Origin of the sequence: Rhizobium sp. BK661 (assembly GCF_024808825.1) — a bacterium.
GTDB lineage: Bacteria > Pseudomonadota > Alphaproteobacteria > Rhizobiales > Rhizobiaceae > Rhizobium.
This window is the reverse complement of sequence record NZ_JANTYT010000028.1, coordinates 20372-46934: the sequence shown is the minus strand read 5'-3', so window position 1 is coordinate 46934 and position 26563 is coordinate 20372. Positions and strand designations below refer to the sequence as shown.

Annotated in this window: 20 protein-coding genes and 2 pseudogenes; 9 read left to right on the top strand and 13 right to left on the bottom strand. The window is 62.1% G+C overall.

All coding sequences use genetic code 11. The annotated features are described in order from the left end of the window. The first annotated feature begins 317 nt into the window (after positions 1–317). A complete protein-coding gene (locus FHX16_RS29020; protein ID WP_028827775.1) occupies positions 318–527 on the top strand; it encodes a cold-shock protein in 210 nt (69 codons plus the stop codon). A gap of 345 nt (positions 528–872) precedes the next feature. On the opposite strand, the gene FHX16_RS29015 is transcribed toward FHX16_RS29020, so the two are convergent. The 4 genes and pseudogenes from FHX16_RS29015 to FHX16_RS29000 form a co-directional block, all read right to left on the bottom strand. Continuing rightward, on the bottom strand, positions 873–2180 hold the full coding sequence (locus FHX16_RS29015; RefSeq protein ID WP_259131736.1) for an NtaA/DmoA family FMN-dependent monooxygenase: 1308 nt from the start codon (positions 2178–2180) through the stop codon (positions 873–875). Next, positions 2177–3430, bottom strand: a pseudogene (locus FHX16_RS29010) (acyl-CoA dehydrogenase family protein). The gene FHX16_RS29015 and the pseudogene FHX16_RS29010 overlap by 4 nt, the downstream one beginning before the upstream one ends. Before the next feature lie 87 nt (positions 3431–3517). After that, positions 3518–4606, bottom strand: a complete 1089-nt coding sequence (locus FHX16_RS29005; protein WP_259131734.1) for a rhodanese-like domain-containing protein — start codon at positions 4604–4606, stop codon at positions 3518–3520. A 17-nt stretch (positions 4607–4623) separates the two neighbouring features. Continuing rightward, a complete protein-coding gene (locus tag FHX16_RS29000; protein ID WP_183758460.1) occupies positions 4624–6222 on the bottom strand; it encodes an ABC transporter substrate-binding protein in 1599 nt (532 codons plus the stop codon). A 351-nt stretch (positions 6223–6573) separates the two neighbouring features. Here FHX16_RS29000 and FHX16_RS28995 point away from each other — a divergent pair, with 351 nt between their 5' ends. The 6 genes and pseudogenes from FHX16_RS28995 to FHX16_RS28970 all read left to right on the top strand — a co-directional run bounded on the left by FHX16_RS28995 (position 6574) and on the right by FHX16_RS28970 (position 12901). Then, positions 6574–7752: an acyl-CoA dehydrogenase family protein gene (locus tag FHX16_RS28995; RefSeq protein WP_259131731.1), complete on the top strand. Its 1179-nt coding sequence runs from the start codon at positions 6574–6576 to the stop codon at positions 7750–7752. A gap of 11 nt (positions 7753–7763) precedes the next feature. Continuing rightward, positions 7764–9122 carry an LLM class flavin-dependent oxidoreductase gene (locus tag FHX16_RS28990; protein WP_183758456.1) on the top strand — a complete coding sequence of 453 codons (1359 nt, stop codon included), beginning with the start codon at positions 7764–7766 and terminating at the stop codon, positions 9120–9122. A gap of 11 nt (positions 9123–9133) precedes the next feature. Further along, positions 9134–9475 (top strand): DUF3088 domain-containing protein, encoded by a 342-nt coding sequence (locus FHX16_RS28985; protein ID WP_183758454.1) that lies wholly within the window; start codon positions 9134–9136, stop codon positions 9473–9475. Between the two features lie 13 nt (positions 9476–9488). Further along, a complete protein-coding gene (locus FHX16_RS28980) occupies positions 9489–10709 on the top strand; it encodes an acyl-CoA dehydrogenase family protein (protein ID WP_183758452.1) in 1221 nt (406 codons plus the stop codon). Then, complete coding sequence (locus FHX16_RS28975) at positions 10706–12031, top strand: LLM class flavin-dependent oxidoreductase (protein WP_183758451.1); 1326 nt, start codon at positions 10706–10708, stop codon at positions 12029–12031. The genes FHX16_RS28980 and FHX16_RS28975 overlap by 4 nt, the downstream gene beginning before the upstream one ends. A 22-nt stretch (positions 12032–12053) precedes the next feature. Further along, positions 12054–12901 (top strand): annotated as a pseudogene (locus tag FHX16_RS28970) (NADPH-dependent oxidoreductase). 24 nt (positions 12902–12925) lie between these two features. On the opposite strand, the gene FHX16_RS28965 reads toward FHX16_RS28970, so the two are convergent. Continuing rightward, positions 12926–13936, bottom strand: a complete 1011-nt coding sequence (locus FHX16_RS28965; RefSeq protein WP_183758449.1) for a LysR substrate-binding domain-containing protein — start codon at positions 13934–13936, stop codon at positions 12926–12928. 286 nt (positions 13937–14222) lie between these two features. On the opposite strand from FHX16_RS28965, the gene FHX16_RS28960 reads away from it, so the two are divergent. Beyond that, positions 14223–15839, top strand: a complete 1617-nt coding sequence (locus tag FHX16_RS28960; RefSeq protein ID WP_183758447.1) for an ABC transporter substrate-binding protein — start codon at positions 14223–14225, stop codon at positions 15837–15839. Positions 15840–15910: 71 nt separating this feature from the next. On the opposite strand, the gene FHX16_RS28955 is transcribed toward FHX16_RS28960, so the two are convergent. From FHX16_RS28955 to FHX16_RS28920, 8 genes are all read right to left on the bottom strand, one after another. Beyond that, the gene (locus FHX16_RS28955; protein ID WP_183758446.1) at positions 15911–17326 is read right to left on the bottom strand and encodes an FAD/NAD(P)-binding protein; all 1416 of its coding nucleotides are present in this window, start codon (positions 17324–17326) and stop codon (positions 15911–15913) included. A gap of 63 nt (positions 17327–17389) precedes the next feature. Next, complete coding sequence (locus FHX16_RS28950; protein ID WP_183758444.1) at positions 17390–18352, bottom strand: amidohydrolase family protein; 963 nt, start codon at positions 18350–18352, stop codon at positions 17390–17392. A 32-nt stretch (positions 18353–18384) separates the two neighbouring features. Further along, complete coding sequence (locus FHX16_RS28945; RefSeq protein WP_183758442.1) at positions 18385–19632, bottom strand: acyl-CoA dehydrogenase family protein; 1248 nt, start codon at positions 19630–19632, stop codon at positions 18385–18387. A gap of 69 nt (positions 19633–19701) precedes the next feature. Further along, entirely contained in the window at positions 19702–20760 is a 1059-nt protein-coding gene (locus tag FHX16_RS28940) for an aldo/keto reductase (protein ID WP_183758440.1), read from the bottom strand. Between the two features lie 13 nt (positions 20761–20773). Continuing rightward, positions 20774–21709 (bottom strand): ABC transporter ATP-binding protein, encoded by a 936-nt coding sequence (locus FHX16_RS28935; protein WP_183758438.1) that lies wholly within the window; start codon positions 21707–21709, stop codon positions 20774–20776. After that, positions 21690–22682, bottom strand: a complete 993-nt coding sequence (locus FHX16_RS28930) for an ABC transporter ATP-binding protein (RefSeq protein WP_183758436.1) — start codon at positions 22680–22682, stop codon at positions 21690–21692. The genes FHX16_RS28935 and FHX16_RS28930 overlap by 20 nt, the downstream gene beginning before the upstream one ends. Further along, a complete protein-coding gene (locus FHX16_RS28925) occupies positions 22682–23686 on the bottom strand; it encodes an ABC transporter permease (protein ID WP_183758434.1) in 1005 nt (334 codons plus the stop codon). Before FHX16_RS28925 ends, FHX16_RS28930 begins: the two co-directional genes overlap by 1 nt. Further along, the gene (locus tag FHX16_RS28920) at positions 23683–24672 is read right to left on the bottom strand and encodes an ABC transporter permease (RefSeq protein ID WP_183758432.1); all 990 of its coding nucleotides are present in this window, start codon (positions 24670–24672) and stop codon (positions 23683–23685) included. The genes FHX16_RS28925 and FHX16_RS28920 overlap by 4 nt, the downstream gene beginning before the upstream one ends. Positions 24673–24946: 274 nt before the next feature. On the opposite strand from FHX16_RS28920, the gene FHX16_RS28915 reads away from it, so the two are divergent. After that, positions 24947–26554: an ABC transporter substrate-binding protein gene (locus tag FHX16_RS28915; protein ID WP_259131723.1), complete on the top strand. Its 1608-nt coding sequence runs from the start codon at positions 24947–24949 to the stop codon at positions 26552–26554. Positions 26555–26563: the final 9 nt, after the last annotated feature.

Below are 26563 nucleotides of genomic sequence, written 5' to 3'. Positions count from 1 at the left end.
AGTCCGTGCGAAGCCGTACAATGCTGTTCGGCTCAAGGTTCAAGTCACCTCTATATCTTTGCACCAGCGAGGGTCATCTCGCCAGAAAGGACACCCGCAGCCCGCACCAAATTCAGGAGCCGTTGGTTTTGATCTGTGGTTCCTAGCGTGACGCGTTGGTCGGCTTTCGTTGTGAGCGTTACACAGCACCGTCGTCACCAGAACGGCCGAATTGCTCGTCCATTCACCACATTGAATAGAGGCGAGGATATTTCCAGTTGCAGACATCGAATCTGGACGGCATGTTAGTGGCCGAACAGTGCTCCTGGGAGAACAAAATGGCCACTGGTACCGTAAAGTTTTTCAACGCAGACAAGGGTTTCGGCTTCATCTCACCCAGTACGGGAGGCAGCGATATCTTTATTCACATTTCGGCTCTCCAAGCCTCCGGCATCCAGTCGCTGCAGGAAGGCCAGAAGGTCTCGTTCGACACAGAGCCGGATCGCCGTGGCAAGGGACCAAAGGCTATCAACATTCAGCTGATGTAGTCACCGGTTCCGAGCGGATATCCACTCGGCTTCCCGGACCTAGCGATCTCTCCATCATCGCTGTCTGCATTGCTGCTCGGCTGATGGAATTGTGTTTGAAACTTGGGAAGCGTCGACGGGACCGACATCGATGGCGCGCCAGCCATCCTGAGAATTTTATCCGAGAGACTCGAAAGCGAAGCTTTCGGCAAGGCGCGAAATCGACCGCTCGATTGTCGCCTGCGCCTCGCCCATGGCATCGGTCTGCAATTGAGCGCAAGTGCGCAGCAGGAAAAGCGTTCGGGTAAGCGGCGGGTTTATGATCCGTCGACGGCTTCCCCCTGGCGAAAGCACGCCATGCAAACGTCATGTCGGATAGGAGAGCCCATACCGGTCGCGTATCGTTCGTCCCTCGTACTGACGGGGATAGACGTTTCGGTCCTGAAGGATCGGGATGACCGTGTCCACAAACTCGATGATATCATCGGGCGCCCTCGGCGGTTGCAGCGTGTAGCCGTCCACCGTGCCGTCCTCCCACAGGTCGATCATTTCCTCGGCCACCTGTTCCGCCGTGCCGATGAGGAGCCGGTGATGTCCCTCGGAACGGCGCACGGCCTGACGCGCAGTCAGTCTTTCATGCTGTAGCAGGTCGGCAAGCCCAAGTCCCATCCCAACGGCCTGTTGCCTGTTTTGATCAGGCAAGAAGCGTTCATAGTCAAGGACGGCGTCCGGGTCGAAACGGTCGCGGTCCAATCCATGCTCGCGCACGAAACGTTCGAGCAGCCCATCTTCCGATCCCGTCCCACTGTAGAGTTCATGCTTGCGCAAGGCTTCCTTAAGGCTTTCCCCCAAGATAACCACGAGGCCGGGGACGATGCGAATGCCGGCTGGATCCCTGCCGAGCGAAACGGCCCTGTTGCGCACCTTGTCGCCGAACGCCCTGCCCGCGGGTTTCGACAGGATGTTGCAGTAGATGATCTCGCCGTGCCGTGCCGCAAGATCGATGCCGCCATCGGACGCACCTGCCTGGGCGATGACCGGATGGCCTTGGGGACCACGCGGGACGTTGAGCGGACCACGCACCTGGAAAAAGGCGTCCTCATGATCGATCGGAACGGCACTCGTGCTGTCCCAGAAGCGATCGGATCCAACCTCGCTCTCACGCCTTGGATCCCAGCTCGCCCACAGCTTCTTTGCCACATCGAGAAATTCGACAGCGCGTGCATAGCGCTCGTTGCGCGGTGGAAGCGCTGCACTGCCGAAGTTGGCGGCGACATTGGGATTGAACGACGAGACAATATTGACGATCAGCCGCCCTCCCGAAACGATATCAAGTGACTGGGCGCGCCGTGCGAAATTATAGGGTGAATTATAGGTGGACGAGACCGTCACGACAAACCCGATATCGGGCACCTGCGCTGCCAGCGCCGTGCACAGGATCAGCGGGTCGATCGTATGAAAGGGTCGCCCCAGCGGTTCTGTCATCAGCGCCGGGTGGTCGGAAAAGAACACGGCATCGAAGCGCCCCTTGTGGGCAATCTCTGCCAGGCGCCGATAGTAGGCCGGATCATTGATATCGTGCCAGGCACCGCTGCGGTATTTCCATGCATTGGCGAGATAGCCGGTGGAATTCAGTCCGACGTTGAGGTTCATGCGACGTTGTTGAATGCTCATGCGCCTGCCCGCTCCGTCTGGTCTTGCCTTGCGACACCCACGCCTGCCTGCGGACCCGGGATGGTGCCGTTGACGGCGAAATCGCCGACGATGCGATCGTGGTAGATGCGCGGATTGTGGGACGCGATCGTGCGCGCATTGCGCCAATGGCGGTCAAGACCATGGCAGCGCTTGGCAGCGGACGCTCCCAAGGCGTCGAACAGCACCGTGCTGGCGTCGAGAATCAGCGAGGTGACGACGGTGACGGACTGGCTGACCTCAAGTTCTGCGTTGCGACCAGCCACCGCGATCTGGTCCTGATCGCCATTCTGATTGGCCTCGTAGGCGCGCTGCAGGGCGCCTGCCGCCTGAAGCACGATTGCCCCGGCGCTGTAGGCCGCACCCCTGACCTTCCCCACCACCTGCTGGATCTGCGGGTCCTCGGCCGATCGGGACGCATTGCCCCGGCTATAGACCCGTCTTCTTGCCGCTACATGCCGCGCCAGGTCGTTCGCAGCGGCGCGGCCGATGCCCGCAAGCGACGCCAGATGGACCAGTTGGAAGAACCCGCCGGAATAGCTGAACCGGACCGCGCTTGGCTTGATCAGCTCGTCGGCGATCTCGACATCCCTAAAGCGCGCCGTGCCGCTGGCTGTCAGCGACTGGCCGAAGCCATCCCAGTCGTCGATAATCTCCACGCCTGGTGCCGAGGTCGGCACCAGCGCACCGATCGGCTGCCCGTCCCCATCGATCGCGCCGAGCGTGATTCAGTCCGCATAAAGCGAGCCAGTGGTATAGAACTTTTCGCCATCGAGCCGCCAGCTTGCGCCATTGCGGACCAGACGGGTCGAATAACTGCCGAGCGGCGTATCGCCAAGCTCCGAGAACCCGCTTCCAACCGTCTCGCCCTGCCCGAGCCTTTTCAGCCAACTGTCGCGCCAGGCACTGTCAGCTGCATTCAGAAGATCCTCGGTGAAACCAAAGTGACTGCGGTAGGCGTTGGTGAGGTTTGGGTCGGCCGCCGCAAGCTCGATGATGAGGCCGAAGAGTTCGGGCAAGGTTAGGCCAAAGCCCCCATGGACGGCCGGCAAACGCAATCGCGAAAAGCCCGCGGTTTTCAGCCACTCATAGGCATCAAAGGGTAATTCATGAGCGAGGTCGCGGTCGATCGCACGCTCGCCGATACGGGCGAAAACGGGCCTGAGACTCGCCGCCAGGCGCTCGAAGCGCTCGCTCGGCGGTGCGCCCCAGGCCCCGTTGATATCTGTCATGGCGTTTTTTCCTGTTACAGGCCCAATACCGCCGGCTAACGGCGGCGATTAGGCCCGGTTCTCATTTCAGCCAAGGCTCGGCCTGCCTTAAGCGGCTGCCCGCTCCTCTGCCCCGAAATCGTGAAGCAGGATTGCGATCTCGAAACCGCGGCGGGCGAGCCAGTGGGCGACGATGCGGGCGCGCGAACCCAGGAGATCGTCGACCAGGACGACGCGGGCGCCACGAACGGCAATCGTCCGATAGGATACGCCGAGCAGCTGCCCGCCCTCCGAGGAGATCGAGCCCGGAAGATTCGAGCGCGCAAACTCGTCCGGCGTGCGAACGTCCAGGAGGTAGGTTGTGCGCACCGGATCGGCCTTCCACGTCTCGACCGTCTTCCGATCGACGAACGTCAGACCGTCCTTCGCTGAAAGGCTCTTTCCATACTCGCTTGCAAACCGGCGCGCTGTTTCTGTCGCCTCGTGGTAGGTTGCGGTACGCCCTGTCTCCAGATCGAGGCCCGCGTCGGTCCAGCCGCGCGTCCCGTCATCGAGATAGGCAACGGCATTTTCGACGCCGGCATCAATAAGGGTCTGGGCCCCGAGAATAGCGCGCGGCAGGCCGGCGCAGGAAACCACGACCTTCGTCTCCGTCGAGGGGACGAGGTCCTTGAAATGCAGCAGTAGTTCGGCCCCGGGCACGCCGACGGCGCCCGGCACATGCGCCTTTTCATATTCGCCGAGCGTGCGTGTATCGAGGACGATGACGTCCTGACCCTGATCGCGCAATGCCTTCAGCTCGACGGCAGAGACCACGGGCGTCCCTCTCTCGTCGCGAACCTTCGTGACGAAGGCAACGCCCGGAATATCGAAGGTCGGAAGCTTGTCCTCGCCTTCCTCCACCCAGGCGGGAATGCCGCCTTCCAGAACATGGATGTTCGTCCAGCCGGTTTGCCGCAATCGGGCGACAGCCGCTTCGGCCGTGCCATCGCCACCATCGACCAGAACCGTGCGGACCACACGACGCGGCACGAAGCGGTCGAGTTCGGCGTCCAGGCGTTCGGCAGGCAGGTTTGTCGCAAACAGCGGCGATGCGTAGCCGACCTCTTCGGTTGGCCGGATATCAAGCACCGCCAGTTCCAGCCCATCGCCCAGCCAATCAGTCAATCTGGCCTTGTCTATCGAATATCCCGTCATGTTTTCTGCTCCTGATATCAAGCGTTCGGATCGAGCCACAGGTCGCCGAAGCTCCAGTTCAGCCCCTGCGATCCCGTCACGTAGTTCTTCACCCTCCTGTTGGCGACGATCTGGGCGCCGGCGGCGACGAGGTCGACGGACGCCACCTCGTCATGGATCAGATGCTGGAACTTGCTCCAGACCTCCCAGCGCTTCTTCTCATCAGGCTCGATGGCGGCCGCCTCGAGCAGCGCATCCGCCTTGGCGTTCGCGTAGTGGCTTGCATTCGAGAACGGCAGGCCGATCTTGAAATTCTTGCTCCAGTAGGCGCGCTGAATGCCGAGCGACGGATCGAAGGTGTTGGAGAGCGACTCCACTACCAAGTCGAAAGCCCGGTCGGTGTAGACGGTCTTCAGGAAGGTCGGCAGGTCGTATTTCTTGATCTCGATTCCAACGCCGATCTTTTCCAGCTGGTTTTTCAGCACATCGGCGTAGCCTTGCGGCAGGTAGGAATTATAGGTCAACCTGAGATCAAAGCGCTTGCCATCCGCCTTGCGCGGATAGCCCGCTTCATCGAGCAGCTTTTCGGCTGCGGCCGTATCGTAGGGATGGGCCACGACGCTCTTATCGTACCACTGCGGCAAGGCCGTGCTGACAGGGCTGGGCGACACCTGCGCATAACCATAGAGCGCGACGTCGACGATCTCCTGCAGGTTGATCGCCTGGGCGATGGCAAGCCGGACCTCGCGCTTGGCAAACAGCCGATTGTCGTAGTTGAAGAACAATTGCTGCTGCGGGCCGGAATAGGCGTAGGTGGTCGTGTCGACGATGAGATTGGGGACCTGCTTCAGCCGCTCGAGATCGGCAAGCGGCACCGGATTGTCGCCGATGTCGGCTTCACCGGTCTCCAGGGCCGCGGACCGGGCGGCCGGATCGGTGACGACGCGTAGGATGATGCGGTCGAGATAGGGCTTGCCCGCGTCCCAATAGTCCGGATTGCGTTCGAAGATCAGGTGGCTGCCCGCAACCCATTCCGTCAGCTTGAAGGGACCTGTCCCTATCGCTGTTTGCAGCGTCTGCCCGTCACCAGGCGCCAGCTTCTCGAAGATGTGCTTCGGCACGATCGGCGACTCCGAGCTCGACTGCGCCGAGAGCAGGAACGGAGCCGGCTTCGACAACACGATAACCGCGGTCAGCGGATCCGGCGTCTCCACCGCCACCACGTTCTGATAGGTGATGCGACCGCGCGGATGCGCCTCCTTCAGCCGGAAGATCGAGAAGGCGACGTCATCGGAGGTGAAGTCCTTGCCGTCGTGCCACTTCACGCCCTTACGCAGCTTGAACGTGTAGCGAAGATTGTCGTCGGAAACAGACCACTCCGTCGCCAGCAGCGGCTGCGGCTTGACGTCGAGGTCGAAGGTGAGCAGGCCCTCAACGATCTTCGGGCCGATCGCCTGGCCGGTGCCCGACGATGTGTTGATGGCAAAGAGAGCATTGCCGGGATCCACCCGGTAGAGCCAGTTCAAGGTGCCGCCCGTCGCCGGTGCAGCGCCTTGTCCAAATGAGATCGACGGGAGCAAGGTGCTAGCGCTTGCAAGCAACATCAGCTGGTTGAAACTGCGACGGTTGATGGACACGCGAAGAGCTCCTCTCGGGTTGGATTGTGGTCCGCTGAGGGGAAGCTTTAGTGCTGCGCCTCGAAAGCCGAAGTGAAAGTTTCTTCTCGTCCGGGAAAGAATAATTGCCTCCGGACGATTGTTCGACGTCGGCGTAACACAGAGGAAAAGCTGCTCAATTTCCGCGATTTGACAGGATGGTGTTTTCGCCGATGAGCACCGCGACGAAACGCAGAAATCGAGCGCACCGGTAAAAGAATTTCTTTCCGTGAAATCAAACAGATATTTCTGGACTTGAACGGCCGGCCAGCCAACCGTTGACGGGAAATAGGCGGGCACACGCCCGTCCTACCGTCATTTCCGGGAGGCAAAATGCCGTTCGAAACAGATGCTGACGACACGCTTCTGGCAAAGGCGAGCGAACTGCGCCAGGCGTTTCATCTCGATGCCGTCGAGAGAGACAAACAGGGCGGCAGGCCAGTCGACCAGATCAGGCTCCTGAAAGAAAGCGGCCTGCCTTCGGCGCAGATCGCCAGGAAGTACGGCGGCCAGGGCGCCTCATGGCCAACGATCCTGCGCATCGTCAGGGAGTTTGCGAAAACCGACGGATCGCTCGCCCATCTCTTCGGCTATCACCACCTGCCGCTCAACCTCATCCTGTTTCGCGGCTCGGCCGCGCAGAAAGAGAAATGGCTGACTGGCTCGGCGGCCGGCAACTGGATCTGGAGCAATTCCGGAAACGCGTTATCGAAAACATCGAGCGGCGAACGGACGGCGACCGGCTGGATCATCAACGGCAGTCGCCCGTTCTCCTCGGGCACGCATGTCGCCGATTACATCCAGGTTTCCTGGGAGAATGGCGATGGCGCCCGACTGACCGCCGCCGTTCCCGCCGACCGCGACGGCATTGTCATTGTGAACGACTGGGACGGCATCGGCCAGCGGCAGACCGGCAGCGGCACGGTCCGCTTCGTGGATATTGAGGTTCAAGACGACGAGCTGATCAGCTCGCCCGAGGTGCCGTTGACACCCTATTCCTCGCTCACATCGCTCCTTCAGCAAAGCGTCCTGCTCAACGTCTTCGTCGGCAGCGCACAGGGCATACTGGAGGAGGGCCGCAGCTATACGACGACGAGTTCGCGGCCATGGGTCTATTCCGGCGTCGAGCGGCACACCGACGACCCCTGGATCAAGCGCCAATACGGCGACCTCTATATCCGCACTCTTGCGGCAACGGAGCTGGCCGACAAGGCCGCGCGCAGCCTCGATGCTGCGTACGCCGCAGGGCCTTCGCTGACCGCCGCGGGCCGTGGCGCGGCCGCGATCGATATCGCGACGGCGAACGTCTATGCCGGCGAGGTCGGGCTTGCCGTCTCCAGCGAGGTCTTCGAGGTCATGGGCGCCCGCTCGGCGACCAATGCCAATGGCTTCGACCGCTTCTGGCGCAATGTCAGGACCCACACACTCCACAATCCCGCCGAGTACAAGAAACGCACCGTCGGCACCTGGCTGCTGACAGGCGAATTTCCCGTGCCGGCTATCTATCGCTGAAAGGAACCGCAATGGCGAAACGCAAGGACAAGATCAAGCTCGGCGCATTTCTGCTCTTCACCGGGCATCACGTCGCCGCATGGCGTCATCCAAAGGCTTCCGTCGGCACCGAGTTCGAGAACTACCTGGAATTGGCCAAGCTCGCCGAAGCAGCGAAGTTCGACACGATCTTTTTCGCGGATGGCGTCGCCGCGCGCATCAAGGATGTCGAGGCCGCAAGCCGCAAGGCTCATAGCGGTGTTTATCCCTTCGAGCCCATCACCCTGCTCTCCGCGCTGTCTTCCGTCACCCGCAATATCGGGCTGATCGCCACCGCCTCCACCAGCTACTCCGACCCCTATAATCTCGCCCGGCAGTTCGGCTCGCTCGACCGGCTGAGCGGCGGTCGAGCCGGCTGGAACCTGGTGACCTCCGCCGACCCCGACGCCGCCTTCAATTTCGGCCATGAGACGCAGATCCTCCATTCTGACCGCTACGAACGGGCGGAGGAATTCGCCGACGTCGTGCTAGGCCTATGGGACAGCTGGGAAGACGATGCTTTCCTGCGGGATCGCGAAAGCGGCCGCTATTTCGACCCGGCCAAGCTGCATCGTCTCGATCACAGTGGAAAGCATTTCAAGGTCCGCGGCCCGCTCAACATTCCGCGCTCGCCACAGGGGCGACCGGTTGTCGTCCAGGCCGGCGCCTCCGAGCCCGGCAAGGAGCTTGCCGCCCGCACGGCGGAAGCCGTCTTTGCCGCCCAGATCACCCTGGAGGAAGCAACGAGCTTCTACGCCGACGTCAAGGGACGGTTAGCGAAATACGGTCGCTCGCACGACGACCTGAAGATCCTGCCCGGCATTTTCCCGGTCGTCGGCCGCACACAATCGGAGGCGCAGGAGAAGTTCGAATCCCTTCAGGAACTCATCCAGCCGGAGGTCGGATTGAATCTGATTTCCCAGCTCTCGGGCGTCGACCTCCGGGATTATCCGCTCGATGGACCGGTGCCCGAAAATCCGCCTGCGACAAATGCCGGCAAGAGCCGGCAGGCACTGGTTCTGGATCTTGCCCGGCGTGAGAGCCTGACGATCCGCCAGCTCTACCTTCGCATCGCCGGTGCGCGCGGCCACTGGCAGGTCGTGGGCACGCCGACGGAGATTGCCGATACGCTGGAAGAGCGCTTCGAAAACTATGGAGCTGACGGCTTCAACATCATGGCGCCGATCATGCCGGGCGGGCTCTCTGATTTCATCGAGCTTGTGGTGCCGGAACTGCGACGGCGCGGTCTCTTCCGCCACGAGTATGAGGGTACGACACTGCGCGAAAACCTTGGCCTGAAGCGCCCCGAAAACCGCCATACCGTCAATCACGGCGCAGTCGCGGCCGAGTAGGGGGAAAAGACATGAGCCGCGATACGCTTTTTCTCATCGCCCCCGGTTTCTCGGACCCGAAGCACCCTGGGCAGACGTTCGTCTGCCCCCATTGCAATGCGATCGAGGGGGTACTTTCGAGCTTTCCCGAGCTTGCTTCCCGCATCGAGGTGCACAGAGTTCCCTTCCCTCGCCCGCGCACACAGGTGATCGAGGCGGTTGGTGAGGAAAACCAGTCCTTGCCGGTGCTGGTCCTCGCATCCAACCCGCCGCCCGATGCTGCGGACTGGAAAGGCAAGCGCTTCGTTTCCAAGACCAGCCGCATTCTCGAACTGCTTTCAGAGCGGCATGGCTTTCCGCGACTTCACGACTGACGGAGATAAGACGATGACCGTAAAGCCCTCAGGCTTCGAACCAGCCCTGCTGCCTCCCGTCCTCTTCGAGCCGGACCAGACCGATCCCTATCTCGCCAAGGCGGTCGAGCTCAGGAACATCTTCGCTGTCGATGCCGTCGAGCGGGATCAACAGGGCGGGCGGCCGACAGAGCAGGTCCGGCTTCTCAAGGACAGCGGTCTCGTCAATCTGCTCATTCCCACGGAATTCGGTGGTGAGGGACAGCCCTATTCGACCGCTCTGCGCATCGTGCGTGAGTTCGCCAAGGTCGACGGGTCGCTTGGCCACCTTTTCGGCTACCACTTCAGCCCCATCCAGAATGCCCTGACGGGGGGTAGTGACGAACGATCGGCCGCGATCCTGCGGCAATCGGCCAAGGGTCGGTGGTTCTGGGGCAACACCACGAACAGCTTCTCCAAAAGCCTCTTCGGCAAGAGGATAGAAGGTGGCGTCCTCCTGAACGGCTATCGGCCGTTCGCCTCCGGCTCGCACGTCGCCGATTATCTGATGGTCGCATGGGAAGACGAGGAAACGAACGCGCGCAGCTTCGCCTATATTCCCGCCAATCGCGACGGCATAACGATCGCCGACGATTGGGATGGCATCGGACAACGGCAGACCGGCAGCGGCCGTGTCTTCTACAAGGATGTCACCGTGAAGGATGAGGAGATCTTGTCGGAACGCCCCAGGGATCCGGCTGCCCTTCTCATTCCGCAGCAACAGCAGAGCGTTCTCCTCAACGTCTTCATCGGCAGCGCGCAAGGCGCCCTGATCGCAGCACGGGATTATACGATCACGAAATCTCGGCCGTGGATCTACTCCGGTGTCGAACGCCATTCGGACGACCCGTGGATCAAGCGACAGTACGGTGAACTCTGGACCAAGGTGCAGGCCACTACCGCACTGGCTGACAGAGCCGCGGTCGCCATCGATACGGCCTATGCCAAAGGCCCGGCGCTGACGGCCGAGGAGCGCGGCGCCACCGCGATTGCGGTTGCTTCCGCCAATGTGCTCGCGGGCAAGGTCGCGCTCGAGGTCACCAGCGAAATATTTGAGGTGATGGGTGCTCGTTCCGCCGTCCGGCCGTACGGCTTCGATCGCTTCTGGCGCAACGTCCGTATCCACACTCTTCACAATCCGGCAGAATATAAGACCCGCAATGTCGGCTCCTGGTTCCTGACCGGCGACTATCCCGAGCCGGGGATATTCCAATGAGCCGACGGCAGCTTCATCTCAACATCAATATCCTGCACTCGGGGTTCTCCCCAGCGGCCTGGCGCATGGAAGGCAGCGACCCGCGCGCCTCCTTCGACATCAACCACTACATCAAGGTCGCTGACATCGCGGAACGGGGCACATTCGATGCCGTCTTCCTGGCCGACCAGGCGGCCATATCGGACCGCATCGACTTTCGCCCGCTCACCTCGCTGGAACCGACCATCGTGCTTGCAATTGTCGCGGCCAGCACGGAACGGATCGGGCTGATCGGCACGGCCTCCACCACTTACAACGAACCCTACAACATCGCCCGGCGCTTCGCGACGCTCGATCATGCCAGCGGCGGACGCGCCGGCTGGAACATCGTCACCAGCGCGGATCTGGCGCAAAGCAGGAACTTCGGCCTTGAAAAGCCAGTAGCCCATGCCAGCCGCTATGAGCGGGCCAGCGAGTTTGCCTCCGTGGTCAAGGCGCTATGGGACAGCTGGGAGGAAGAGGCCTTTGTCGGTGACGTCGCGACCGGACGTTTCGTCGATCCCGGTCGTGTCCACCCCATCGCTCACAGCGGCAAGCACTTCTCCGTGCATGGGCCGCACAATATTCCGCGCCCACCACAGGGGCACCCGGTTCTCGTGCAGGCGGGCGGATCAGACGACGGGCGTGAACTCGCCGCCGCACATGCCGAAGCGGTATTCTCCGCCTCGCAATCCTTCGAAGAGTCGCTGGATTACGCCAGGGATCTGCGCCGTCGCGCCGTTCGTTTCGGTCGCTCGGAAAACAGCATCCTCGTGCTCGCGGGCCTCGCCACCATCATCGGCAGCACGGAAGCGGAAGCAAGGCGCAGACAGGAGGAACTGCGCGACCTCATTCCGCTTGAATACAGCCTTGCCCGACTGGCCGGTGTCCTGCAGGTCAATCAGAAGAAGCTCGAACTCGACAAGCCCTTGCCTGAGGACATTCCGCTGCCGGCTGACGGCGGGCACACGTTCTTCCACGCCACGCTGGCGCTCGCGCGGCGGCAGGGATTGACCGTTCGGGGCCTGATCCGCGCGCTCAACGGCGGCACCGGGCATCGCACGATTGTCGGCACGCCTGCCGCGATCGCCGACGATATAGAGACATGGTTCACCGCCGGTGCGGCCGATGGTTTCAACCTCATGCCCGATGTGCTGCCGCACGGGCTTGAAGTCTTCGTTGATGAGGTGGTTCCGATCCTGCGTCGCCGCGGTCTGTTCAGGCACGAATACGCCGGCCGCACATTGCGTGATCACCTTGGTCTCACGCGGCCACACAACCCCTACGCCAGCGCGGCAGAATAGCGACCCGGAAAAGGACAGTCCCATGACACCTTCCCTTGCAGCAAAGCCAACCGGCTCCGACCGGCTGGCAGCGCTATCAGCCGAACGCTATCGCCAGGTGCAGCACCTCGGCAGCGACTGGAATGAACGGTCGACGCCCTGCTCTCCCACCGCAGCGTGCGCAGCTATCTGCCGGATCCGATTCCACACACCACGGTCGAAATTGCCGTTGCTGCCGCGCAGTCGGCTCCCAGCTCCTCCAACCTGCAGGCATGGAGCGTCGTCGCCGTCGAGGACCCCGAGCGCCGTAGCCGCCTGAACGCCGTTGCAGGCAACCAGCGCCAGATCGCCCAGGCACCTCTCCTGCTCGTCTGGCTCGCCGATCTTGCCCGGCCCCGCGCGATCGCTGCGGACGGCGGCTCGGCGGGAGAAGGTCTCGACTACATCGAGAGCTTTTTGCTTGGCGTGATCGATGCGGCACTTGCGGCGCAGAATGCGGTCGTTGCCTTTGAATCGCTGGGGCTCGGGACCTGCTACATCGGCGCGATCCGCAACGATCCGGAAAGGGTCGCCCGGGAACTCGCCTTGCCGGATGGTGTCTTCCCGGTCTTCGGCCTTACTGTGGGGTTTCCCGATCCGGCACAACCCGCCGGCGTGAAGCCGCGCCTACCTCAGTCGACGGTCCTGCATCGCGAGCAATATTCGGATCGCGCCCGGACGCGGGATCTTGCGGGCTACAAAAAGGCACTGAGGAGCTTCCAGACGGAGCAGGCGATGCCGGCGATCGACTGGACCAATCAGGTCCGGAACCGCATCGGCACGGTCGAGGCCTTGAAGGGGCGGCACGTACTTGCGGCGGCGGCGCGCAGGCTGGGCTTCCGGCTCAAGTAGAGCGGCAGGGCCTGGAAGAACAACTTATTCTGCGGCCATCATGTCTGCCGCAGGTCGGATACGGCGCGCGATGATCTCATCCATCGTCTGCAGGGCGCGCGCTTCCGCGAGCAGCCACTCGCGAAACAGATCGACGCGCATCAATCGCGCCGTATGCGCCGTGGTGGCGAAGAAATAGGACGAACTGACGGGCTGCGGCACGCCAAAGGGGCAGACCAGCCGCCCGGAGCGGATCTCTGCTTCCGCCAGCCTGATCTTGCCGAGCCCCAGCCCCTGCCCTGCCAGCGCTGCATCGAGGACAAGAGAGGACTGGTTCAGGCGGAACCCACCCTGCGACGGCAGGTAGGAGAGCCCGGCTGCGCGCAACCACCCACCCCAATCCGGGCAGGATTGATCATGCTCTGCCCCATCCTCGTGCAGCAGCGGCACGTCTTCGATGGCCTCCGGCTTGCCCCACAGCCCATGCGTATCCGCAAACTCCGGGCTGCAGACCGGCAGTATGGCCTCGGAAAAGAGATGATCGACAACGAGCCCCGGATATGGACCGCGACCGTAGCGGATCACGCAATCGGCGTCGCCGGCATCCAGGTTCGTCAACTGGGTCGACGCATCGACCAGAACCTGCAGCCCGGGAGCAGCCCGCCGCAGCGCATCGAGGCGCGGGATGAGCCACTTGCTGGCAAACGACGGGGCGACCGAAACGCGGATCGGCTGTTCATGATCGCTCTGCACGAACTGAGCCATAGCGGCCAGAACAGCATCGAAGGCCCCGGTCAGTCCGGGCACCAATGCCAACCCGGCCGGCGTCAGATGCAACTGGCCACGCACACGGTTGAAAAGCGGCTGACCAAGGTAATCCTCCAGCAGGCGTATCTGTTGGCCCACCGCTGCCGAGGTCACATGCAGCTCTTCGGCGGCGCGAACGAAATTCAGGTGTCGGGCCGTCGCGACGAAGGCCCGCAACGATGTCAGCGGCGGCAGCCGCGCAAGCGTCGGCTGAATTGCTTTTCTGCGGGAGTCGGCAAACGTGCTCATGAGAGGATTGCACCACAAACCTGCCCTTCAAGACGAGAACCGGCATTCCTTCCCGCCCTGCCGACGGGACATTTTCTTGCGCGGCGAGCCTCAATCGGAGATGCAAAAACTATTCTCTATATTTTTAGTGGACTACCGTAATTCAACCTTCTCCTTGACGCTCTGCCGCGAAGTTTTCCTTTTCCGGACAGGCAGAAAAACATTCTTCCTGTTTTGCACGGCCCTGCCCGATGATGCCTGCAACGACGCTTCGATAGAGGCGTCCATCGCAATTCAGGGGGTATCCATGGACATCAGCAGACGCCAGCTCAACAAACTTCTCGCCGCGACCGGCCTTACCGCATTCCTGCCGCTCAAGGCGTTCGCCGAGACTTCCGCACCGACAAAGGGTGGCACCTTGAACTTCATCGTGGAGCCGGAACCGCCGACGATCCTCACCCTCGCCCATACGGCTGGCGGCACGCAGAAGGTGAGCCCCAAGATCACCGAAGGTCTCTTGACCTACGACTTCGATCTGACACCAAAGCCGCAGCTTGCCACCGAGTGGTCAGTCAGCGACGACGGGTTGAACTACACTTTCAAACTCCGTCCAAACGTCAAGTGGCATGACGGCAAGCCCTTCACATCGGACGACGTTGCCTATTCCATCGAGCTTCTAAAGCAAGTCCACCCGCGTGGCCGCGGCACCTTCGCCAATGTCACCAAGGTCGAAACGCCCGATCCGCTGACCGCCGTGATCCGGCTTTCCAAACCCGCCCCCTACCTGCTGAGCGCTCTCTACGGGGCCGAGTCCCCGATCGTGCCCAAGCACGTCTATGACGGCGTAAAGATTGCCGACGTGCCCACCAATCCGAATGGCAGTGCCCCGATCGGCACGGGACCATTCGTCTTCAAGGAGTGGGTGCGCGGATCGCATATCATCCTCGAGCGCAATCCCGATTACTGGGACGCCGGCAAACCCTATCTCGACCAGGTTATCGTACGCTTCGTACCCGATGGGGCCGCCCGCGCCGCCGGCTTCGAAACCGGCGAATTCGATATCGGCGGCGACAATCCCATCCCGCTGAGCGATCTCGAACGTGTGAAGGCATTGCCGAACATTGCCGTCGATTCACGCGGCTACGAGACCAAGGGCGACCAGACGCAGCTGATCTTCAATCTCGACAACGAGTATCTGAAGAATGTCAGCGTTCGCCGCGCCATCGCCCACGCCATCGACCTCGACGTTATCCTGAACACCGTCTGGTACGGCTACGGCCATGTTTCGCCGACCCCGATCAGCACCTTCCTGCCGCGCTATCTCGACACCTCGATCAAGCCTTATGCTTTCGATCTGAAAGCCGCTGAACAGCTGCTCGACGAGGCCGGCTACAAGCGCGGCGCGGACGGCGTCCGCTTCAACCTGCGACTGACCCACAACTCCTACAATGAAGGCTTCAAGCGGGTCGCCGAATATCTGAAGCAGAACCTGACGCGTATCGGCATCAACGCAACGATCGATTCCTACGACTTCTCCACCTACATCAAGAAGGTCTACACCGACCGCGCCTTCGACGTGACCGCCGAATATCTGGGCAACCAGTTCGATCCGACGCTCGGCGTGCAGCGCATCTACTGGTCGAAGAACTTCAAGCTCGGCCTGCCCTTCTCGAACGCCAGCCACTACAATAACCCGGAGGTGGACAAGCTGCTCGAAGCCGCATCCGTCGAGGTCGACGATGCAAAACGCAAGCAGCAATTCTTCGCCTTCCAGAAGATCGTTGCCGACGAAGTGCCAGTAGTGAACCTGATTTCACTGGAGAACGTCACGGTGTTCAACAAGCGGGTCAAAAACCACACCATCGGGGCCGAGGGTGTGCAGTCCAACTTTGCTGATGTCTACATCAAGGACGGCGAAGGCTGAGGTGCGGCGGCAGGACTAGCACGAGAAAGGGGCGCATCGACGATGCGCCCCTTTTGCTTTTGGAGATGAGATCACGCCACTCGGATGGGCGTGAATTTCGTGAGGATGCGATCGGCAAGCGCAATCGCCTGGGCGCGCTGCTCGGTGATCGAACTCGACTCCCATGCAACGCCCCGCAACGGATGTCCGATGGCGCTGAGATTGCGGTGCACGAGCCCCTCCTCGTTGATGAGATCGCCCGCCGTCGTCGCATCGATGCCATAGCCGGTGCTATGAGGGCGAACCTCGCCGCTTGCCAGCAGGCTCCTCACGAAGGGGTCGGATACCCGACGCCACTCATGCAACTGATGGCCACGACAATCGATCACGCCATCGAACGGCACGGTCTCGACGCCTGTCGCTGTCTTCAGGCTGGCGATGATCTCGCTACCCTCGACCGCAAATCCGAGGATACGAGCGCGGCCATGCTCCAGCCGGCCTTCCGAAATCACCCGCTCGATAATCGCGTGGCTTTCCGGTGCCGAGCGATGCGCGGTGACGTCCCAGAAGGCCCTGAGATGCCGGGTGAACCGCAGCCGCTCGCGATCGCTGGCCGCTTGCCACAGCGAGAGAATATGAGGGCGGATCGCCAAGGGCAGCCCTTGCCAGTCGGCACCCTCAGCCGAGATCGCCCGTCGTTCCGCCTTGACGCGTGACAGCAGTTCGCGCGCCGTTGATGGCAACGGGCCATCGGCAAGAAAGTCGCGCGCTGCGTCGACAGTCCTGCGACCCTCCACGAACTGGCCACGGCGCGATATCACGCGGTAGCGACCGCGGTAACCTCGTGCCTCCATGCTGGCCACGGCATCGACCATCGACAGGCTCGAACCAATCAGGAGAATTTCCTCGCAGCCTTTCAGACGGTCGAGCGCCAGTACGTCCCACGGATTGGCTGCAAAACGTGGGTGACCGGCGAGTTCAGCCTCGGCGGCCGACAGGCGCGGTTGAAAAACGCCAAGGGCCAGCACGGCTTCATCCGCCTCCACAGAGGTACCGTCAGCCGTGGTAATGCGGATCCGGCTCGGCGTTGCCAACAGCGTGGATGCCGACGACCGGATATGCCGCAACGTCGAACCGAGCCGCGCGTTCGCGACCGCACGCGCGAGCTCGTCACGGACATAGGTCCCATAGAGGTAACGCGGCGGGCTGCTTGTGCGCACCTCGGCGGGAGGCGTCCAGCCGTAGGCGGGGCCATTCTCGACGAGCCAGCGCGCGAGATGGCCGGGATCCTCGGGATAGAGCGAGAAGATTTCAGCGGGACCGTTCACCAGATGTGCCGGATCGGGTGTGCTGTAAGCAACACCCCGCCCAAGCTCCTCGCGCCGCTCTATGATGGTGATCGCCAGCGGAACTTCGGTCTGGTCGAGCAGCTTGAGCGCCATCAGCGCCCCAGCGAAGCCCCCACCGACAATGGCAACGGAGTGATGCGGAATACGATCAATGCGCAATAGACCTCCTCTCCCACCGGCGTCGGTGGGGCGTGATATGTCGGGATGTGAGAGCGGACGCCCTTATGCGATCAGCCTGTCGCGACTGCGATGGCGCCCATTCAGCAGTTCTAGGGCATTTCGGCTGGCAATCAGCTCGGCTTCATGCGCGCTCAACCCTGCCGCCGCAAAGGCCGTGGCGAGCCCGTCCTGCGTCGGATCATGTTCGAGGATCGGCCAGTCGCTGCCGGTCAGAACATGGTCGGCGCCGACGAGACTGGCCACGAAGCGGATGAAGCGTGCTTCCGACGGCATGATGTCGATATAGAGGTGACGCCGCTTGCCCGCTGGCGCCTCCGCGAAAATGGATGGCAGTTCCCCGAAGGGACCGGTCAGCGCAAGTGCCGAAATGCCGAGCGCGGTGATGACGACCCGAAGCTCCGGCAATTCCTCGAAAACACCCGATGTCACCAACGAAATCGCAGCGGCGGCGTTGATCGTGCCGCGGCTCAAGCGGGTCCCGAGCCTGCCGAGGCCTGACAGCTGCGTTGAAAGCGGCTCGGGGTTGATCGGATGCAGGAAGACGGGAGCGCCAAGCTCCGCAGCAACCCTCAGGACCGGCCGGGCTTCTGGCGCGTCGATTAATCTGTCACCTCTCGCGCTGTCGAGAAACAGGCCGGACAAATTGAGTTCGACGATGGCGCGCCGCGCCTCGATCGCCGCCGCTTCTCCGCCGAAGGTGTCCACGGTCGCCAGCGCGAAAAGCCGATCAGGATGGCGCGCAACGGTCGCGGCGAGATCGTCGTTCAGCTTGCGGCTGATCGCACCAAGATCGGCATCAGGTGCGGCGACCATCGACAGCGCGACCCCAATCACGCGGCGCGAGATACCGGCCGCATCGCTATCCGCGATGAGCGCATCGATGTCCGCGATTTTCGTGCCGATCCGCGCCCACAGCGAGTCGAGCGGGCGACCGGGCACGCGGTAAACCTCCCAGCCTTCGGGCAGGAAATGTGTATGGAAATCGACGATGTCGAGCTTGCTCATGGTGGCTCCGTGACGATCGCTGCGCGGCAGGGTTAGAAGACCTTGCCTTCCTCCAGGTGTGTCGTGGTTCCGTTGATGTAGAAGTCACCGACCACCCTCGCCTTGTGCAGCAGCGGATTGTGATTGAGCACCGTGCGGATGTTGCGCCAGTGCCGGTCGAGATTGAGATGGCGCGACGTCGCGGAGCCGCCGCCGAGTTCGAAGACGTTGGTGGCCGCCGTGAGCGCAATTTGCGAGGCGACGATCTGTGTGCGCGCCGTCGTCAACGCGCTCTCGATCAGCGCGGCTTCAAGCGTCTGCTGATCGCCTGCGGCGAACGCGGCGGCCGTCTTGTCGAGCGCACGCGCGCTTTCGCGGATCAGCGTGTCGACGGCAAAGGAGCCGGCAGCGACCTCACCGAGAATCTTCTGCACGAAGGGATCCGCACTGGCTGTCTCGGCCGCGCTATGGGCCGCCGACCGTGCCTGCCGGCGCACATATTCCGTCCCTTCGGCAAGCGCGCCACGCACAGCGCCCGCCATTGATGCCGCAAGGTGAAGCTGCCGCAAGGTGGAGGTGTGGCGGCCGGCCAGCGTGTTAAGGCCGCGCGTGGAGATTTCATGCGGCAACACCTCGACGTCTTCGAGCAAAACGCCACCGCTCGCGGTCAGCCGCTGGCCCATGCCATCCCAGTCGTCGAGAATGGTGATGCCCGGACGATTGACCGGAAGCAAAACGCTCACGAACTCACCGTCATCGTTCTTCGCACTGAATGATGCGAAGTCCGAAAATGCAGTGCCGGTTGCATACCATTTGCGCCCGTTGAGACGGTAGCTATCCCCCGATCTCGTCAAACGTGTCGTCACCTCGCCCGGCCGCTTGGTGCCCTGCTCCGTATGAGCCCCACCGAAAAGCTTGCCCGAGAGAACGCGGCTGAGCTGTGTGCGGTCGATGGCAGTATTCGGGCTGAGGATCAGGCTTTCGGTAAAATTGAAATGGCTGCGCAGCGCGTGAGCGACATTCGAATCTGCCGCTCCGATCGCCATGATCGTTTCGATGTAATCGGCAACGGATCCCCCCGGACCACCGAGCGCCACGGGAATGCGCAGCGCCCCCAGACCGGTCTCCTTGAATAGGCGGAAGGCCTCGAATGGAAGCTCCCTTTCCAGATCGCGTCTTGCCGCCTCCTTCGCGATTTCGGCCGTCAGATCAGGAATTCTTGCCAAGAGCGTCGAGAGATCGTTCACCGCCTCCTGAGGTGTCGGAGTGGCGGACAGTGCTGAAGGAGCGGTATTCGGCATGCGGGAACCTTCTCGGCCGGAAAAAGAAAAGAAGGGACCCGCCATATCGGCGGATTCCCAAAGTCATGATCAGGCGACAGCGCGTGTCAGCGGCACGACATTGTCGGAACCGGCTGCAGCGCTACGCGGCACACGACCTTCGACCGGATGGCTCGGATCGTTGAAGCCTGGCGTCGAGGGATGACCCGTCGTGACCAGCCGGTCGACCAGCGCCTCGTCCTCGGCGTCGAGCTTGACGTCCAGCGCGCGGATATAGCTGTCCCAATGCTCTTCCGTGCGCGGACCGGCGATGGCCGCCGAGATCAGCTTGTTGTTCAGCACCCAGGCGAGCGCGAACTCGGTCGGCGATATCCCCTTGCGGGTCGCGTGCGCAGCGATCTCGGTGGCGATGGCAATCGATTCAGGACGCCATTCCGTCTCGAGGATGCGCTTGTCGCCGCGACCGGCGCGCGTGTCGGCAGCCGGCTCCTTGCCCGGCTCGTACTTGCCGGTCAGAACGCCACGGGCGAGCGGCGAGTAGGAAACGACGCCGAGACCATAGTGATGGGCGGCCGGCAGCTGCTCGGCTTCGGCGGTGCGGTTGACGATGTTGTAAAGCGGCTGGCTTGCCACCGGACGATCGATACCGAGTTCATCGGCGAGCTGCGCGACTTCGGCGATGCGCCAGCCGCGGAAGTTGGAGACGCCGAAATAGCGCAGCTTGCCGGCGCGGATCAGGTCGGCGATCGCGCGCACCGGCTCTTCCAGCGGCGCATCGAAGACGGCGCGGTGGAAATAGAGGATGTCGATATAGTCGGTGTTGAGACGGCGCAGCGAATTCTCGACAGTCTCGATCACCCACTTGCGGGAATGACCGCCGAGGTTCGGGCCCTTCTTGTGCGAATTGACGAACTTCGTCGCCAGAACCCAGTGATCGCGATGCGCCTTGATACCCTTGCCGACAACCTCTTCCGACTTGCCGTCGTGATAAACATCGGCGGTATCGATGAAGTTGATCCCCTGCTCGCGCGCCTTGTCGATGATGCGGAACGCGACATCGTCAGGCGTCGGGCCACCGAACATCATGGTTCCCAGGCTGAGCGGTGACACCTTGAGCGCACTGCGCCCGAGATAGCGATAATCGACCATTGTATTCTCCTTCTTACTGAGCATGGTGGCAGGCGGCGGCGTGGCCGCTGCCGAACTGGCGGAATGCTGGATCTTCGGATCGACAAATATCGGTGGCGAGCGGACAGCGCGTATGGAAGCGGCAGCCGGCCGGTGGATTGTGCGGGCTTGGCAGATCGCCGGTGATGGGCGCGGCCTGCTTGCGCCGCGACGGATCGGGCACGGCGGCGAGCAGCGCTTGCGTGTAGGGATGTTTGGCGCCCTTCCACAGCTCGCTCGTCGCAGCGCTCTCGACGATGCGGCCGAGATACATGACGAGCACGCGATCGGCGAAATAGCGAACGACGGAGAGATCGTGAGAGATGAAGAGATAGGAAAGCGAGAGCTCCGTCTTCATCTCGACCAGCAGATTGAGGATCTGCGCCTGGATCGAGAGGTCTAGCGCCGAAACCGGTTCGTCGCAAATGACGAGTTCCGGCTGCAGGATGAGCGCACGGGCGATGCCGATACGCTGGCGCTGGCCGCCGGAGAACTCATGCGGATAGCGATCGAGCGAATCCGCCGGCAGGCCGACATGAGCAACCATCTGTGAGGCGATCGTCTCGCGCTGCTTGCGCTCGCCGATGCCATGAACCGCAAGCGGTGCGGTCAGGATTGTGCGGATCGTCTGTCTCGGGTTGAGGGACGCGAACGGATCCTGGAAGATCATCTGGATGCTGCGCCGGACGGACTGCAGTTCGCGCCCCGCCATGGCGGTGACGTCCCTACCCTTGAAAGTAACGCTGCCAGACAAGGGATCGACAAGCCGCACCAGCGATTTGCCGAGCGTGGACTTGCCACAGCCGGATTCGCCGACCAGCGCCACCGTCTCGCCCTCTGCAATCTCCAGGGAAACACCATCGACGGCGCGCACGGTGCCAGCGGCTCCGGGATAATGGGTCGAAAGCCGATCAACCGACAGAAGCGACATGAGCCTTCTCCGCAATGGCTGGAACATACGGGCACGCCACCTGTCGGCCAGCGGGCAGTGCGATGAGTTGCGGTACGACGGACGCGCAGGAGGGCCGCGCCACCGGACAGCGTGGGCGGAACGAACAGCCTTTCTCGCCCGCCGCCGAAACGATCGAACCCGGGATTTCCGAGAGCGGCCCGTCGCGATAGTGGTAATCGGCCTTCAGGCGCGGCGATGCCGACAGGAGGCCGTTTGTATAGGGGTGATACGGCTCGTCGAACACCTCGCCCGGAAGCCCCTCCTCGATCTTGCGCCCGGCATACATGACGACGACGCGGTCGGCCCATTGCGCAACGATGCCGAGATCGTGGGTGATCAGGATGACCGCCATGTTCAGCCGCACGCGAAGGCTATCGAGCAGCTGCAGCACCTGCGCCTGGATCGTCACGTCAAGTGCGGTCGTCGCTTCATCGGCGATCAGCAGTTTCGGATTGCAGGCGACCGCAATGGCGATCATCACGCGCTGGCGCATGCCGCCGGAAAGCTGGTGCGGGTATTCGTCTATGCGGCGGCGGGCGTCGGGGATGCTGACGAGATCCAACAGTGCAACGGCGCGCTCGCGAGCCTGACGCCGGCTGAGATCCTCATGAATGCGCAACACTTCGATGATCTGATCGCCGATTGTCAGCACCGGATTGAGCGATGTCATCGGCTCCTGAAAGATCATGGCAATGTCGCGGCCACGGATGCGGCGCAGGTCCCGTTCCGGGAGGCCGACAAGATCACGGCCGTCGAAGCGGATCTGCCCGCCAGCCTTCGCGTGCCGCGGCAAAAGGCCCATCAGGCCGAGCGCCGTCAGCGACTTGCCCGAGCCGGATTCCCCGACGATGGCGAGCATCTCGCCAGGATTGGCGGAAAAGCTGACTCCCTTCACAGGTTCGGCCGCCCCAAAGCGCACCGAGAAGTCGTTAACTTCGAGAAGCTTTGCCATCAGCGATCCTCCGAAAAGCGCGGGTTCAGCGCATCGTTCAGACCATCGCCAATCAGGTTGAGCGAGAGCACGGTGAAGACGATCGCAAGACCGGGCAGCGCCGTCAGGTACCAGGCGGTGCGGATGACATCGCGCCCGGCGCCGATCATCGAACCCCAGGAAACGCGGTTGGGATCGCCGAGCCCCATGAAGGAGAGCGCCGATTCCATCAGGATGGCGCTTGCCACCATCACCGACGACGTGACGATCAGCGGCGGCAGCGCATTGGGAAGGATCTCGCGGAAGATGATGCGAGCATGACCAAAGCCGAGGCTACGGGCAGCCTGAACATAATCCTTCTCGCGAATGGCTCGGAATTCCGCGCGCGTCAGCCGCGCCACCGTTGGCCAGGAGACGATCGCAATGGCGATGGTCACGGTCCCTGTCGTCGGCTGGGCGATCGCCACGAGAACGACGAGCAGCACGAAGCTAGGAATGGTCTGGAAGATCTCGATGAACTTGACCAGCACGTCGTCGATCAGACCACCGAAATAGCCGGCGACGGCGCCGATGGCGATCCCCACCGTCAAGCCGAGCGCGGTGGCCGCGAGCCCGACGGTCAGCGATATCCGGGCGCCGTGAACGATACCGGCAAGCACATTGCGGCCCATGGAATCCGTACCAAGCGGATAGGCAGGGTTCTGCCCGGGCCACAGGAAGGGTCGCGCCACCATCTCGAGCGGGTCACCGGGAAAGACAAGCGGCGCCAACAAGGCCGACAGGGCAACCAGCAGCAGAATGCCTGTACCAAACAGTGCATTGTAGTTGCCGAGGAAGACTTTCAACTCCCGGCGCATGCCGCGCCACGCCGTACCCGAAACCGAAGCGCGGACGTCTGGGGCGTGGATGTGTGTCCAGCGCGGCTGCTTGGGCGCTTCCGGTGCTGCTTGATCGCGCTCGACCTTTGTCTGCGGCGCGAAGTCGATCGCCTGGCCGGCCAGTGTTCCAAGTTTTTGACTGTTCATCGGCTAGCTCCAATTCGGGGATCGATCCACGCCTGCAACAAGTCGACGGCGGCATTGGCGACGATCACGAGGAAGGAAGACAGGAGGAGAATGCCGAGCAGCACGCTGAAATCGCGGGCCATGACGGCTTCGAAGGCAAGGCGCCCGAGGCCGGGCCAGCTATAGACGGTTTCGACCACGACCGCGCCGCCCAGCATGCCGCCAAAGTGCATGCCTGCCATGGTGGTGATCGGGATCAGGGCGTTGCGAAGGATGTGTCGCGTCGTCAGCACGAAGGGTGAGACACCCTTGGCGCGCGCGGTGCGCACAAAATCCTGCGATTTGACTTCCAGCATCGAGGCGCGCGTCAGGCGGGCATAGATCGCCAGATAGAAAAGCGCGAGAGATGTTGCTGGCAGCACCATGTAGCGCGCCCTGTCGAGCAGTGCCGGGAGCCCTGTCAGCCGCGAGCCAATCGTGCTGTCTCCGCCGCTCGGCAGCCATCCAAGCTTGACCGAGAAGAGCAGGATCAGCATCAGGCCAATCCAGAAGCCGGGGATAGAATAGAAGAGCAACGAGACGACGGAAATGATACGATCAGGAAGGCGCCCGGAAAAGGCGGCCATCAGCGAACCGAGCAGCAGTCCAACGGCAATTGCAATCGCCAATGCCGCCACCATGAGCACGAGCGTGCCTGGTAGCCGCTGGCCGATCAGATCAGCGACCGGCATGCCATAGCGCGGCGAAAAGCCAAGGCTGAAATGCGCGAGGTTGTTCAGATAGTTGGCAAGCTGAACGAGGATCGGGTTATCGAGCCCGAAGCGCTCGCGCAGTGCTGCCATCGTCTCGACCGTGGCCGAGCCGGATTCCGCCGCCATCACATCGGCCGCATCGCCGGGTGCCAGCTTCAGCAGGAAGAAATTGAGGATGACAATCCCGAGCATTGTGGGCACGGCCTGAATGATCGTCCTGCTGATCGTTCGACCTATCCGCCTGTAAGCCGACATGTGCCCCACCTCGCGATCTGAAAAGAATTCACCTCGTCTCGTCGCTTAGTAGTTGACTAATTCTGTGGGTTTTGTCAAATCCATATTGGTAAATAATTCCAACGAATACGTGCTTTAGCGTTCTTTTAGAAATATGATACCGCATATCGACACTGAGTAGGTTTTTGTCCCACTTCAAAGCAGTCACGGGGCAAAAATCTCTAAGGCAGGCTCGATCCGCGGAATGACACAGAAGCGGGCCGTGACGGCCCCTGGATCATGAGGGTTGAACAAGATGTCACTATTTCCCGCACCCACGCGCCGCAGCTTTCTTCTGGCCTCGGTCGCACTCGGCGTCACCGCCACAGCGCGGCTTCCCGCCTTTGCGGCGACGGCAACGCGCGGCGGCACGGCAACGCTTCTGCTGGCCGCCGAGCCGCCCGTCCTGACGACGATCGCCCATACGGCTTATAACGCGGTCTATGTCTCACCGAAGACCACGGAAGGCCTTCTCACCTACGACTTCGATCTCAATCCGAAGCCGCTGCTGGCCAGGGAGTGGACTGTCAGCCCTGACGGACTGACCTATACCTTCAAGCTGCGCGAAGGCGTGAAATGGCATGACGGGCAGCCCTTCACTTCCGCCGACGTCGCCTTCTCGATCAAGACCCTGAAGGAAGTGCATCCGCGTGGCCGCAACACCTTCCTCAATCTGGTCGATATTGAAACGCCCGACGCGCAGACGGCCGTCCTGAAGCTTTCCAAGCCCGCGCCCTATCTGATCACCGCGCTTGCCGCTTCCGAAACACCGATCGTGCCACGCCATATCTATGAAGGCACCAAGGTCGCGGAAAACCCGGCCAATCTCGCGCCGATCGGAACCGGTCCTTTCAAGTTCAAGGAATGGGTGCGCGGCAGCCACATCGTTTATGAGCGCAACCCTGATTACTGGGATCAGCCTCGCCCCTATCTCGACCAGCTGATCATCCGCTTCATCCCGGATGCCGCCGCTCGCTCGATTGCGATCGAGACCGGCGAAATCGATCTCGCACCCTCGACACCCGTACCGCTTAGCGATCTCGAACGGCTACAGAGCGCCGAAGGGCTGGCCTTCGAGACCAAGGGCTACCAATACCAGAACGGCGTCAGCCGCATCGAATTCAACCTCGAGCGCCCGTTCTTCAAGGACGTGAGGGTACGTCGCGCCTTTGCGCACGTCATTGATCGCAACGTCATTCTCAACACCATCAACTATGGCTATGGCGCAGCCATCCCCGGCCCGATCAATCCGAACCTTGCGAAGTGGTTTGTGCCGGATCTCAAAACATACCCGATCGATCTCGCCGCCGCCGAGAATCTTCTCGACGAAGCCGGTTACCCGCGCGGCACCGACGGCATCCGCGCCCGCATCAATCTCGACTTCGTGCCGAGTGGCGAAACCTATCCGCGGGGTTCGGAATATATCCGCCAGGCGCTTGCCAAGGTCGGCATTGATGCGAAGGTCCGCAGCCAGGATTTCGCGACCTACACGAAGCGGATCTACACGGACCGCGATTTCGACTTCGCATTCGAAGGCATGAGCAATCTCTTCGATCCAACGGTCGGCGTCCAGCGCCTCTACTGGAGCAAGAACTTCAAGCCGGGCGTCCCCTTCTCGAACGGCGCTGCCTACAGCAACCCCAAGGTCGATGAACTGCTCGAGGCCGCCGCCATCGAGGTCGACCCGGCAAAGCGCGTCGAGCAGTGGCGCCAGATCCAGCAGATCCTCGTCGAGGATGTTCCGGCGATCGACGTCGTCAGCCAGCCGGAACTGACGATCTACAACAAGCGCATCTCCGACCACACGATCGGCGGCGAAGGCATCGCGGGCAGCCTTGCCTTTGCCTACGTCGCAGCGTCCTGAGCCGGAGAA